Source organism: Rathayibacter sp. AC182 (assembly GCF_979253875.1).
In genome coordinates, this window is record NZ_CEEDEK010000005.1 from 972157 (window position 1) to 984819 (window position 12663).

The window sequence follows — 12663 nt, forward strand, 5'->3', positions numbered from 1 at the left end:
CGGATCGAGCTGTCTGCGCGCTCACGTGGCTTCCGATGTCGTCTGCGCCGCGCACGGCTACGGGCATGTTACTGGGATGCTCTGGATACGGGCGCCTCGGGGCGTTTTCGCGGGGTTGTCGGAGGGTGCGGGGATCGCCCGGCCGAGGCGCGCGCCTCCGATCGACGCCTCGATCCGTCGCGAACGGATGACCGCTGCCGCTGATCCGTCGGGGACGGTCGTCGTCTGCGCCGGTGGGGAGCGTTCTCCGACGGATCAGGGGACGCGAGGCGGGTCGACGAGGTCGAGTTCACGGGTGGGCTCGGAGGGTGGTAGTCTTTCTCGTCGGTGCTCAGGCATCGTGGTGAGCGCGAGTGGCGGAATAGGCAGACGCGCACGGTTCAGGTCCGTGTGCCCGAAGGGCGTGGGGGTTCAACTCCCCCTCGCGCACCAGCAGAAGACGAAGCCCCCGATCGGATGTCCGGTCGGGGCTTCGTCGTTCGCGGACTCCTGCCGGTCAGGAGTCGCCGCGGACGCGGTGGACCCGGGCGGTGCGGGGGTAGGCGGCGGGGTCGCGCGGGCCCTCCTCCGGGAACTCGAAGAGGTCGATCATGAGCTGCAGGGGGTAGGGGAGCGACTGGGCGACGCGGTGCACGACGGCGCCGTCGACCGAGAGGGACACTCCGTCCTCGGACCAGTTGGCGGAGTAGAGGTGCGGCTCGGCGGTGTCGATCGGCAGGTCGACGTCGACGACGTCGGTGCGCAGGCGCGGGTCGTTCACGGCCTTCACGCCAGTGCGGACGATCGAGCGGCGCTCGCCGCGGAGGGAGCCGAAGAGCTCGGCGACGGTGATCTCGCCCGAGTCGTCGGGGCCGGACTCCTCGGTGCCGACCAGCCAGATCGCGAGCATGCACGAGGGGTCGGGGCTCGCCGAGAGGAGCGCCTCGACGTGTCCGCCGGTGGGGGTCCAGAGGCGGCGGGTCGGCACCTCGGTGCGCACGCGCAGGTCGGGGCGGTGGCGGTGGGTGCCGCGGGTGCTGCCGAGCGGACCCGAGAACGACGCGGTCTGCAGGTTCGAGACGCGCATCGCTCCGTCGTCCTCGTGCCACGGCGGCTGGTCGGCGTCGATGCGGAGCAGCAGCCCGTCGTCGTCGAGGGACCAGCGGGCACGGGAGCGCTCGGGCTCGGTCCACTGGGGGAGGTAGTGGTCGATCCAGCGCTCGGGGTCGAGGCGGCCCTCGTCGAAGCCGTCGGTGAAACGGGTCATGGCGGTCATCCTGCCGTGGTGCGCCGCCGCGGGCCGCTCCGTGCGGTGCGTCCTGTGCTGAGCCGGTGTCTCGTGGAGCGGAGCAGGGGGAAGGGGACGCCGGAGGGACACCGGGGGAGGGGCCGACGTTCACCCGGCGGACGTCGGCGGGCGCGACGCTTCGCGGGTGATCCCGCTGCGTGCCGATGTGACTCCGCTCGATGCCCTCGCTCTGCCCGTTCTGCTGCGCCGGCTGCGCGACCACCGGCACGTGCAGGTCGATGCGCAGCGGTTCCTCGCCCTGATCCCGGGAGTGGGATCGACGCTCGTCACGGAGGCGGGAGTGCTCGCGATCGACGTGATGGTCGAGCACCGCGGGCTGGCCCCGCTCGTGATCGACGCGCTCGAGACGGAGCTGCGGCGAGACGGGTTCCGCGAGCGGATCGCGCTGCGCTGGAGCACTCCGGACATCGTGCCGGTGCCGTTCCGCTGATCGCGACCTCGTCTCCTCCGGACGAGATGCCACTCCGGTGCGCCTTCTCCGGCGCGTCGCGCACCGGAGAGGCATCTCGCGGCGGGGGTCAGCGGCGGGTGAGCTCCACGACGGGGATGACGACACGGGCGCGGACGGGGACCGTTCCGTCGTCGGGGGTCTCGATCGCGGTGTCGGGCTCGGCGACGAGGTCGTGGAACCAGGCGGGGTGCTTCGGCGCGCCCGCGGCGGAGGCGGCCAGAAACCGGACGTCGGCGGAGGGGTGCAGCGCCATGAGGGGGCGACGCGCTCCTCTCCGGAGCGATGCGCCGACGTGGTGCAGGAGCGCGAGCGAGCGGCCGAAGCCGGCGGTCGTCACCGTTCCGCCGTTCGCGCGGAACTCCTCGATGATCATCTCGTCGACGTCGGCCACGGCGTTCCCTTCTTCTGCGGCGAGCGGCGCTCACCGGTCCCGGGCGCCGGTCGGCGCTCACCAGCAGGCGTCGACGGAAGCGGTCGCGTCGACCGCATCCGACTCGGGGGATCCGGCGCCGACGGCGGCGGGATCCGCGAGTGCCCGCCGCCAGGGCAGCTCCGCCGCGCCCACGAGCTCCAGGCGCGATCGGAGCGCCGCGCGCTCGATCCGGACCCCGCGGGCCAGGTCGCTGAGGGCGCGCGCCGACACTCGGGCGGCGAGGCGCTCGCGGTCGACGGTGAGGAGGGAGCCGAGGAAGCCGCCGAGGACGACGGAGGTGGGGTTGAAGAGGTTGACGAAGGTGGACAGGCCCTCGGCCAGCAGGTCGACCTGGCGGGCGACCTCGGCGAGGACGGCGGGGTCGCGGGAGGTGCCCAGCGCGATGTCGAGCTCGTCCTGGTCGAGGACCCGCGCGCCGAGGACGTCGAGGAGGGAGCGCATCCGCACCTCGGCCTCGAGGCAGCCGTGGCGGCCGCAGCCGCAGCGGGTCCCGCCGGCCGCGACGAGGGTGTGGCCGAGCTCGGCCGCGAAACCGGAGGAGCCGCGCAGCGGGAGGCCGTCGATGATCACTCCGCCGCCGATGCCGCTCGCGCCCCCGGTGACGTAGACGACGTCGGCGACGCCGCGTGCGGCTCCGAAGAGCGACTCGCCGATCGCGCCCAGGCTCGCGTCGTTGCCGACCGAGACCGGCAGAGCGAGTGCGCGGCCCAGGCGCTTCGCGAGATCGACGTCCCTCCAGCCCAGGTGGGGCGCGATCTGCACGAATCCGGAGTCGGCGTGCACCAGGCCGGGTACCGCGACTCCCGCGCCGACCAGGATGCGGTGCCCTCCTTCTCGGAGCGGAAGCCGTCGACGATGCCCGAGACGACGCGCGCGACGGTGTCGGGGGTGGCCGGAGTGGGAGTGTCGAAGCGCACGCGGCGCAGGAGGTCGCCGTTCATCCCGACGAGGCCGACGACGATCGCGTCGGTGTCGAGGTGCACTCCGACGACGGCGAAGGCCCGGCCGGGGACGACGGTGGCGCTCGGGCGGCCGATGCGTCCGGTGGGGGCGGTCGTCTCCTCCTCCACCCAGCCCAGGCCGGTCAGCTCGCCGACCAGGTTCGCGACGGCGGATCGGTTGAGGCCGGTCCGCTGACCGAGCTCGGCGCGGCTGAGGGCCCTGAGCGGTGGACGAGCGTCGCGATCGCGGCGAGGTTGTGGCGGCGGAGCAGAGCGTTGCTCGACGCGCCGACTGCTCCTGCCATGCTGATCCGTCTCTCGTCGGTGCGGCCCGCGGCGCGGTCGGACGACTCGGGCGGGCCCCGTGCATAGTAGAGGGCCCCGCCCGAGGCGGTCCGGGAGCGGCTACGGCCGCCCGCCCGCCGCTTGTTGAAGATGTCGAACGCGACGGCGAGGAGCAGCACGAAGCCCTTGATGGCCATCTGCCAGGCGGCGTCGACCGACAGGATCGACAGTCCCATGTTGAGCACGCCCATGACGAGTCCGCCGATGACCGCGCCGACCACGGTGCCGACTCCGCCCTGCACCGCCGCGCCTCCGATGAAGACGGCCGCGATCGCGTCGAGCTCGTAGTTCTGACCGGCGGAGGCGACGGCGCCGCCCGCGCGGGCCGTGCTCACGACGCCCGCGACTCCGGCCAGCACGCCCATGTTCACGAAGATGAAGAAGTTGACCCCACTTCGTCTTCACGCCGGACATCATCGCGGCGAAGAGGTTGCCGCCCATCGCGTAGATGTGGCGGCCGAACACGGTGCGGCCGAGGACGAAGCTGTAGGCGAGGATCAGCGCGGCGAGCACGATCAGGATGATCGGGGTTCCGCTGTAGCCCGCGAGCAGCCGGGCGAGGGCCATGATCGCGACGACCGCGATGCCGGCCTTGATCCAGAAGGACGCGATCGGCTCGCGCGGCAGCTCCAGGCGGCGGAGCGTGGCGCGGGTGCGCAGCTGCTGCACGACGAGGACCGCCGAGACGACGACTCCGAGCAGGAGGGTGAGCGCGTCGCGGCCGAGGATGCCGCCGAGCACGCCCGGGAGCCAGCCGGCCCCGATGGCGGTGAAGGCGGTCGGGAGGCCGTTGATCGTGCCGCCGGTGAGTAGCACCAGCGTGAATCCGCGGAAGATCAGCATGCCCGCGAGGGTCACGATGAACGCGGGTATGCCCACGAATGCCACCCAGAAGCCCTGCCAGGCGCCGACCAGCGCTCCGGTGAGCAGCGCCACCACGACGGCGACCCCCAGGGCAGGCCCCAGTTGTTCATCGCGATCGCCGAGATCGCTCCGACCATCGCCACGACCGAGCCGACCGAGAGGTCGATGTGGCCGGCGATGATCACCATCACCATGCCGATCGCGAGGATCAGCACGTAGGCGTTCTGCTGGATCAGGTTGTTGACGTTGCCGGGCAGCAGCAGGCGCCCGCCGGTCAGGAGCTGGAAGAGCAGGATGATGACGCCGAGCGCGGCGAGGATGCCGTACTGCCGCAGGTTGACGTTCATCCGGAGCCCGCGCCGCGGCGGCGTGGACGGCGTGTTCGCGGGCGTGCCGCTCGGCGCTGTGGTGGTCGTGGCGCTCATCGGGCCTGGTCCTTCCCTGCGGTCATGAAGTGCATGAGGTGCTCCTGGGTCGCATCGGCACGGGCGACCTCGCCCGAGATGCGGCCTTCGGAGATGGTGTAGATGCGGTCGGAGAGCCCGATCAGCTCGGGCAGCTCGGACGAGATCACGACGACGGCCTTGCCCTGGGCCGCGAGCTCGTTGATGATCCCGTAGATCTCGTACTTGGCCCCCACGTCGATGCCGCGGGTGGGCTCGTCGAGGATCAGCACGTCGGGACCCGAGAAGATCCACTTCGAGAGGACGACCTTCTGCTGGTTGCCTCCGGAGAGCTTGCCGGTGACGGCCGAGACGCTCGGGGCCTTGATGTTCATCTTCGAGCGGTACGAGTCGGCGACCTTGTACTCGCGGTGCTTGTCGATCACTCCGAGACGGGCGAGGCGCGAGAGCGCGGCGGCCGAGACGTTGACGGTGATGTCGCCGATGAGGTTCAGGCCGTAGCGCTTGCGGTCCTCGGTCGCGTAGGCGAGGCCGTTGCGGATCGCCTCGTCGACGGTGCGGGTCTGGATCTCCTTCCCGTCCTTGAAGACGCGGCCCGAGATGCCGGTGCCGTAGCTGCGGCCGAAGATGCTCATCGCGAGCTCGGTGCGGCCGGCGCCCATCAGCCCCGCGAATCCGACGATCTCGCCGGCGCGCACGGTGAAGGAGGCGTTCTCGACGACCACGCGGTCGACGTCGACGGGGTGGTGCACGGTCCAGTTCTCGACGCGGAGCTTCTCCTCGCCGATCTGCGGATCGCGGCGGCGGGAACATGCTGTGTTGAGGTCGCGGCCGACCATCGCGCGGATGATGCGGCTCTCGCTCGCCTGCTCCGCCGTCATCGCGAAGCTCTCGATCGTGCGGCCGTCGCGGATGATCGTGACGGTGTCCGCGATCGCTCGGATCTCCTTCAGCTTGTGGCTGATGATGATGCAGGTGATGCCCTGGCGGCGCAGCTGGTCGATCAGCCCGAGCAGGTGGTCGCTGTCGCCCTCGTTCAGGGCCGCCGTGGGCTCGTCGAGGATGAGGAGCTTCACGCGCTTGGCGAGGGCCTTGGCGATCTCGACGAGCTGCTGCTTGCCGACTCCGAGCTCGAGGATCTTGGTGGCGGGGTTCTCGGCGAGGCCGACCCGCGCGAGCAGCGTCGCGGCCTCGGCGTTCGTCGCGTTCCAGTCGATGACTCCGCGCTTGGACTTCTCGTTGCCGAGGAAGATGTTCTCGGCGATGGAGAGGTAGGGGCTGAGGGCGAGCTCCTGGTGGATGATCACGATGCCGTCGGCCTCGCTGTCGTTGATCGAGCGGTACTGGGCCGCCCGGCCTCGAACTCGATCGAGCCCTCGAAGCTGCCGGTGGGGTAGACGCCGGAGAGGACTTTCATCAGCGTCGACTTGCCGGCGCCGTTCTCGCCGCAGATCGCGTGCACCTCGCCGGGCTGCACCGAGAGCGAGACGCCGTCGAGAGCGCGGACGCCGCCGCCGAACTCCTTGACGATGTCGCGCATGATGAGGATGGGACTGGCCAACGGGGCCTCGCTTCGTGGTCGTGGTGGGTGAGGACGGGGTGGGCGGGAGCGGGGAGGACGTCGCTCCCCGCCCCCGCCTCGGGATCAGAGCCCGACGTCACCGGCCTTCAGGAAGCCGGAGTCGACGAGGGTCGACTGCACGTCGTCCTTCACGACGACCTGCGGCTCGAGGAGGTAGGAGGGGACGACCTTCTCGCCGTTGTCGTACGTCTCGGTGTCGTTCACCTCGGGCTCCTCGCCCGCGACGATCGACTGAACCATCTGGAAGACGCGGTCGCCCAGGGTGCGGGTGTCCTTCCACACGGTCATCGACTGCTCGTCGGCGAGGATCGCCTTGACGTTGGCCTTGTCGGCGTCCTGACCGGTGATCACCGGGTAGTCGGCGCCCGGCGCGTAGCCGGCCGACTTCAGCGAGGCCTCGATGCCGATCGCGAGGCTGTCGTTGGGCGAGAGCACGACGTCGACCTTCTGGTCTCCCGTGTAGAAGGAGGAGAGGCGGTTGTCCATCTCGGACTGCGCCTTGTCGGAGGCCCAGCCCTGGATGCCGATGGAGGCCCAGTCGTCGTTCGAGGCGGGCGACTTGCCCGAGGGACGACGAGCTTGCCGCTCTCGACGTAGGGCTGCAGGACGTCCCACGCACCCGAGAAGAAGAACTTGGCGTTGTTGTCGTCGGGGCTGCCGGCGAAGGGCTCGAGGGTGAAGGGACCCGCGGCGTTCGCGAGGTCGAGGGTCTCCTCGATGTACTGGCCCTGGAGCTGGCCGACCTTGTAGTTGTCGAACGTCGCGTAGTAGTCGACGTCGGCGGTGCCGTTGATGGAGGCGGTCGTACGCGATGACGGTCGCGTTCTGCTTCTTCGCCTCGGACAGGACCGGCGCGAGCGCCTCTCCGTCGATGGCCGCGATCACGAGGATCTTGGAGCCGCCGGCGATCTGGTTCTGGATCTGCGAGATCTGCTGGTCGGTCTTGTTGTCGGCGTACTGGAGGTCGACGGTGCAGCCCTCGTCCTCGAGCTGGGACTGGAGCCCCTCGCCGTCGTTGATCCAGCGCTCGAGGCTGCGGGTGGGCATCGAGATGCCGACGGTGCAGTCGCCTTCGGCGCTCTCGCCGCTCGCGGCGCCGCCGGAGTTGGCGGGGCTGGCCGAGCAGGCGGCGAGGCCGAGGGAGATGATGCCGGCGGTGGCCAGCGTCGTGAGTCCACGCGAGAACTTCATGGAGTGCATTCCTCTCTGAAAGCAGTGTCCGAGTGAGAAGGACGGCGCGAGAGCGTGCACGGATGGATGCACGCCGTCGTGTCGTCGCCCGGGAGGGGCGGGGAGCCCCGAGGGGCTTTGTCCACGGAGACAACATATTGCGCAGTGTGTCCTCTGTAAAGCGCGCAGGGGACCGATGCGAAACCGTGACCTTCGCGGCAGCACCCCCGCTGCTGCAGGGGGAGACCGCTCTCACGGTCGTCGCCGTAGGGGAACCGTGAGCATTCGGCGGCGGGCCGTAGGGAAACCGTGAGGAGCGGATCCGGGGGCCTCGGGCGGGTGTTGCATCGGGACTCGTGCGCTCGATCGAGCGCCGTCCGCCTCCGGATGGAGTCCTCCGTGCTCGACCTCGCCTACCTCCTCGGCGTGCTCGCCCTGTTCCTCGTCATCGGCCTCGCGGCGAAGGGGGTCGAGAAGATCGGCCCTCCTGTCGCTCCGCCGACCCCCGTGCGGCCCGCGTGCCGGAGGAGTCCCGGTGATCGTCTTCGATGTCCTCGCCGTGGTCCTCGCGATCGGCGCCGTGGTGCTCCTGCTCGTCGCCCTCGTCCGACCGGAGCGCTTCTGATGGACACACTCCTCGCCGTCCTCCAGGTCGCGACCGTCGGCCTCGCCCTGGCCCTGCTGCACCGCCCGCTGGGCGACGGCATGGCCCGCCTCTACGTCGAGCCGCGACCTCGCCCTCGAGCGCGGCCTCTACCGGGTGATCGGAGTCGACTCCTCGTCCGAGCAGAGCTGGCGCGCGTACCTGCGCGCCGTGCTCGCGTTCTCGCTGGTCGGGATCCTCCTCCTGTACGGGATGCAGCGGCTGCAGGCCGTGCTGCCCGGCTCGCTCGGTCTGCCCGCCGTGCCCGAGGGGCTCGCGTTCAACACGGCGGTCTCGTTCGTCACCAACACGAACTGGCGGTCGTACTCCCCGAGCTCACCCTCGGCTACGCCGTGCAGCTCGGCGGGCTCGCGGTGCAGAACTTCGTCTCGGCCGCGGTGGGCCTGGCCGTCGCGGTGGCGCTGATCCGCGGCTTCGCGCGGCGCTCCTCCGGCACGCTCGGCAACTTCTGGGTCGACCTGACCCGCGGCGTCCTGCGCCTGCTGCTGCCGCTGTCGGTCGTCGGCGCGATCGTCCTCGTCGCGGGCGGAGTGGTGCAGAACCTCTCGTCGCCCCTCGAGGTCGAGACGCTCACCGGCGGAGCGCAGAGCATCCCGGGCGGGATGGTCGCGTCGCAGGAGGCGATCAAGATGCTGGGGACGAACGGCGGCGGGTACTTCAACGCCAACTCCGCGCATCCGTTCGAGAACCCCTCCGCCTGGACGAATCTCCTGCAGATCGTGCTCATGCTGGCGATCCCGTTCAGCCTGCCCCGCACCTTCGGCCGCATGGTCGGCGACGTGCGGCAGGGGCGCGCGATCCTCGCCGCGATGGCCGTGGTCTTCACCGTGTCGCTCGGCGCCTTCACCGCGCTCGGGCTGGCCGGCGGCGGATCCGCGGCGCAGGCCGCAGGAGCCGCGATGGAGGGCAAGGAGACGCGCTTCGGTATCGCCGGCTCGACGCTGTTCGGCAGCGCGAGCACGCTCACCTCGACCGGTGCGGTGAACGCGATGCACGACTCCGCGACTCCGCTGGGCGGCATGATGCCGATGCTGAACATGATGCTCGGAGAGGTCGCGCCGGGCGGGGTCGGCTCGGGGCTCTACGGGATGCTCGTGCTCGCGATCCTCGCCGTGTTCGTCGGCGGGCTGCTCGTCGGCCGCACGCCCGAGTACCTCGGCAAGAAACTCGGTCCGCGCGAGATCACCCTCGCGAGCCTGTACATCCTCGTCACTCCGACGCTCGTGCTCGCCGGAACGGCGCTGGGCTTCGCGATCCCCGGAGTGCGCGAGGACGTCGAGAGCACGTCGATCTGGAACCCCGGACTGCACGGGCTGTCGGAGGTGCTCTACGCGTTCACATCGGCCGCGAACAACAACGGCTCGGCGTTCGCGGGGCTCACCGCGAACACTCCGTGGCTCAACACGGCCCTCGGAGTCGCGATGCTGCTCGGCCGGTTCCTGCCGATGGTGCTGGTCCTCGCGCTCGCCGGATCGCTCGCCGCGCAGAAGGCGGTGCCCGCGAGTGCGGGCACCCTGCCGACCGCACGGCCGCAGTTCGTCGGCCTCCTCGTGGGCGTGACGGTCGTCGTCACCGCTCTCACCTACTTCCCCGTACTCGCGCTGGGACCCCTGGCGGAAGGGCTCTGATCATGTCGTCCACTCTCACCGCACCGCCTGTCGAGCCGGCTCCGGCTCCCCGCTCGGCGCGTGCCGCGTTCGGCCCGCGCCAGCTCGCCGCGGCACTCCCGGGTGCCGTCCGCCAGCTCGATCCGCGCCTGATGCGGCACAACCCGGTGATGCTCCTCGTCGAGGTCGGCGCGGTGCTGCTCACCCTGCTCGCGATCGCCGAGCCGTTCCTCGGCGGGCCGGAGCCGTCCGGCGGCTCGGCCGTGCCCGTCACCTTCACCGCGGGCATCGCCCTGTGGCTCTGGCTCACCGTGGTCTTCGCGAACCTCGCGGAGTCGGTGGCCGAGGGCCGCGGCAAGGCGCAGGCCGAGAGCCTGCGGAGGACGCGCACCAGCACTCCGGCTCGCCGCGTCCTGGACTACGACCCGGCCGATCCGTCGGCGGCGTCGGCGGAGCTGCGCGAGGTGCCGTCCTCGTCGCTGCAGCTCGGCGACGTGGTCGTGGCGGAGGCCGGCGACCTCGTGCCCGGCGACGGCGACATCGTCTGGGGCATCGCCTCCCTGGACGAATCCGCGATCACGGGAGAGTCGGCTCCGGTCGTCCGCGAGAGCGGTGGGGACCGCAGCGCGGTCACCGGCGGTACCCAGGTGCTCTCGGACCGCATCGTCGTGCGCATCACCTCGAAGCCTGGCGAGACCTTCGTCGACCGCATGATCGGACTCGTCGAAGGCGCCTCCCGGCAGAAGACGCCGAACGAGATCGCGCTCGACATCCTGCTGGCGAGCCTGTCGATCGTGTTCCTGATCGTCGTGCTGACCCTGAATCCGATCGCGTCGTACGCGGCGGCGCCGGTCAGTGTTCCCGTGCTCGTGGCGCTGCTCGTCTGCCTCATCCCGACCACCATCGGAGCGCTGCTCTCGGCGATCGGCATCGCCGGGATGGACCGCCTCGTGCAGCGCAACGTGCTCGCGATGTCGGGCCGCGCGGTCGAGGCGGCGGGCGACGTGACGACGCTGCTGCTCGACAAGACCGGCACCATCACGTACGGCAACCGTCGGGCCACCGAGTTCCTCCCGGTGGCGGGAGTGGCGCAGGCCGCGCTCGCGGACGCCGCCGCGTCGTCGTCGCTCAGCGATCCGACTCCGGAGGGCCGGTCGATCGTGGATCTGGCGATCGCCTCCGGTCGTGTCGTCCTCGAGCCCGAGCGCGCGGTCGTCGTGCCGTTCACGGCGCAGACCCGGATGAGCGGGCTCGACCTGCTCGACGGGACCGCGATCCGCAAGGGCGCCGCCTCGGCGGTCCGCGCCTGGGTGGAGCAGGAGGGGCCGCTCGCCGCGCCCCTGGCCGAGCAGCTCGCGCAGACGGTCGACGCGGTCTCGGGCAGCGGAGGCACTCCGCTCGTCGTCGCCGTGAAGGACGCCTCGGGCGCCCGGGTGCTGGGCGTCGTGCACCTCAAGGACGTCGTCAAGGACGGTCTCGCCGGAGCGCTTCGCGGAGCTGCGCGAGATGGGCATCCGCACCGTGATGATCACGGGCGACAACCCGCTGACCGCGCGGGCGATCGCGGCCGAGGCGGGGGTCGACGACTTCCTCGCCGAGGCGACTCCCGAGGACAAGCTCGCCCTGATCAGGCGCGAGCAGGGGGCGGGAGACCTCGTCGCGATGACCGGCGACGGCACGAACGACGCGCCCGCGCTCGCGCAGGCCGACGTGGGCGTGGCGATGAACACGGGCACCTCGGCGGCGAAGGAGGCCGGCAACATGGTCGACCTCGACTCCGACCCGACCAAGCTCATCGACATCGTGCGGATCGGCAAGCAGCTGCTGATCACCCGCGGGGCGCTCACCACGTTCTCGATCGCGAACGACGGTGGCGAAGTACTTCGCGATCATCCCGGCGATGTTCGCGGGGGTGTTCCCGGGTCTCGCGGTGCTCAACGTGATGCAGCTGCACTCGCCCGCCTCGGCGATCCTCTCGGCGATCGTGTTCAACGCCCTCGTGATCGTGGCCCTCATCCCTCTGGCGCTGCGGGGGTCGCCTACCGGCCGCTGTCGGCCTCGAAGGTGCTCGGCCGCAACCTGCTCGTCTACGGGCTCGGCGGCGTCGTCGCCCCGTTCGTCGGGATCAAGCTCATCGACCTCGTGGTCGCGACGATCCCCGGGTTCTGACACCCGTTCCTTCCCGCGAGATGCCACTCGCGTCCGCCCTCACCGGGGTGTCGCTCACTGGAGTGGCATCTCGCGGGGCCCACCCTGCTTCCGGAAGAAGAGAGACCATGTCACTCCGCCCCTACTCCGTCGCCCTGCGCGCGATGATCGTGATGACCGCGGTCCTCGGGCTCGGGTACCCCCTGGTCGTCCTCGGCGTCGGTCAGCTCGCCCTGCCCGCTCAGGCGAACGGCTCGCTCGTGTCCGCCGACGGGCGGGTCGTCGGCTCGTCGCTGATCGGCCAGTCGTTCACGGACGCCGACGGCGCTCCGCTGCCGGAGTGGTTCCAGTCGCGGCCGTCCGCCGCCGGCGACGGCTACGACGCGGGCGCCTCCAGCGGCGGCAACCTCGGCCCCGAGAACGCCGACCTGGTCGCCGCGATCCAGGAGCGCCGCGCCTCGATCGCCGCGGTCGAGGGTGTCGACCCGGCCGAGGTGCCCGCCTCCGCGCTGACCGCCTCCGCCTCGGGCCTCGACCCCGACATCAGCCCCGAGTACGCCCTGCTGCAGGCACCGCGGGTCGCCCAGGCGCGCGGACTCGCCGTCGACGACGTCCGCGAGCTTCGTCGAGAAACTCGGTGCAGCCCGCGATGCGCTCGGCTACCTGGGCGAGCCCACCGTGAACGTGCTCGAGCTGAACCTCGCGCTGGCCCGGCTGTGACGCGCCGCGCCACGGCTCGTAGACTCGCGACCGGCCCGCTGGTTCC

At 71.1% G+C, this 12663-nt stretch carries 6 protein-coding genes, 1 tRNA gene and 6 pseudogenes; 6 read left to right on the plus strand and 7 right to left on the minus strand.

Features of this window, described 5'->3' with window-relative positions; all coding sequences use genetic code 11:
- The first annotated feature begins 347 nt into the window (after positions 1–347).
- Positions 348–432: transfer RNA gene (locus AC0CII_RS15975), tRNA-Leu, on the plus strand.
- Positions 433–496: 64 nt separating this feature from the next.
- On the opposite strand, the gene AC0CII_RS15980 is transcribed toward AC0CII_RS15975, so the two are convergent.
- On the minus strand, positions 497–1246 hold the full coding sequence (locus AC0CII_RS15980) for a glycoside hydrolase family 16 protein (protein ID WP_465227121.1): 750 nt from the start codon (positions 1244–1246) through the stop codon (positions 497–499).
- Between the two features lie 166 nt (positions 1247–1412).
- Here AC0CII_RS15980 and AC0CII_RS15985 point away from each other — a divergent pair, with 166 nt between their 5' ends.
- Positions 1413–1718 carry a hypothetical protein gene (locus AC0CII_RS15985; RefSeq protein WP_465227120.1) on the plus strand — a complete coding sequence of 102 codons (306 nt, stop codon included), beginning with the start codon at positions 1413–1415 and terminating at the stop codon, positions 1716–1718.
- A gap of 88 nt (positions 1719–1806) precedes the next feature.
- On the opposite strand, the gene AC0CII_RS15990 is transcribed toward AC0CII_RS15985, so the two are convergent.
- On the minus strand, positions 1807–2130 hold the full coding sequence (locus AC0CII_RS15990; protein WP_465230012.1) for a nitroreductase/quinone reductase family protein: 324 nt from the start codon (positions 2128–2130) through the stop codon (positions 1807–1809).
- Positions 2131–2187: 57 nt separating this feature from the next.
- On the minus strand, positions 2188–2934 hold the full coding sequence (locus AC0CII_RS15995) for an ROK family protein (RefSeq protein ID WP_465230013.1): 747 nt from the start codon (positions 2932–2934) through the stop codon (positions 2188–2190).
- On the opposite strand from AC0CII_RS15995, the gene AC0CII_RS16000 reads away from it, so the two are divergent.
- Entirely contained in the window at positions 2917–3309 is a 393-nt protein-coding gene (locus AC0CII_RS16000) for a hypothetical protein (protein ID WP_465231118.1), read from the plus strand. The genes AC0CII_RS15995 and AC0CII_RS16000 overlap by 18 nt on opposite strands.
- Before the next feature lie 217 nt (positions 3310–3526).
- Here AC0CII_RS16000 and mmsB read toward each other — a convergent pair.
- The 4 genes and pseudogenes from mmsB to chvE form a co-directional block, all read right to left on the minus strand.
- Positions 3527–4747, minus strand: a pseudogene (gene mmsB / locus AC0CII_RS16005) (multiple monosaccharide ABC transporter permease); the annotation flags it as partial.
- Positions 4744–5607 carry an ATP-binding cassette domain-containing protein gene (locus tag AC0CII_RS16010; protein ID WP_465230954.1) on the minus strand — a complete coding sequence of 288 codons (864 nt, stop codon included), beginning with the start codon at positions 5605–5607 and terminating at the stop codon, positions 4744–4746. The gene AC0CII_RS16010 and the pseudogene mmsB, both read right to left, overlap by 4 nt.
- A 222-nt stretch (positions 5608–5829) precedes the next feature.
- Positions 5830–6266 (minus strand): annotated as a pseudogene (locus AC0CII_RS16015) (ATP-binding cassette domain-containing protein); the annotation flags it as partial.
- Between the two features lie 105 nt (positions 6267–6371).
- A pseudogene (gene chvE / locus AC0CII_RS16020) lies at positions 6372–7499 on the minus strand (multiple monosaccharide ABC transporter substrate-binding protein).
- 603 nt (positions 7500–8102) lie between these two features.
- On the opposite strand from chvE, the pseudogene kdpA reads away from it, so the two are divergent.
- The 3 pseudogenes from kdpA to kdpC all read left to right on the plus strand — a co-directional run bounded on the left by kdpA (position 8103) and on the right by kdpC (position 12617).
- Positions 8103–9770, plus strand: a pseudogene (gene kdpA / locus AC0CII_RS16025) (potassium-transporting ATPase subunit KdpA).
- Positions 9771–9772: 2 nt separating this feature from the next.
- Positions 9773–11918 (plus strand): annotated as a pseudogene (gene kdpB, locus AC0CII_RS16030) (potassium-transporting ATPase subunit KdpB).
- Between the two features lie 107 nt (positions 11919–12025).
- Positions 12026–12617: pseudogene (gene kdpC / locus AC0CII_RS16035) on the plus strand (K(+)-transporting ATPase subunit C).
- Positions 12618–12663: the final 46 nt, after the last annotated feature.

Coding starts and splice junctions, on each gene's coding strand:
- AC0CII_RS15980 (WP_465227121.1), bottom strand. CDS start 1,246: ATGACCCGTTTCACCGACGGCTTCGACGAGGGCCGCCTCGACCCCGAG.
- AC0CII_RS16010 (WP_465230954.1), bottom strand. CDS start 5,607: ATGACGGCGGAGCAGGCGAGCGAGAGCCGCATCATCCGCGCGATGGTC.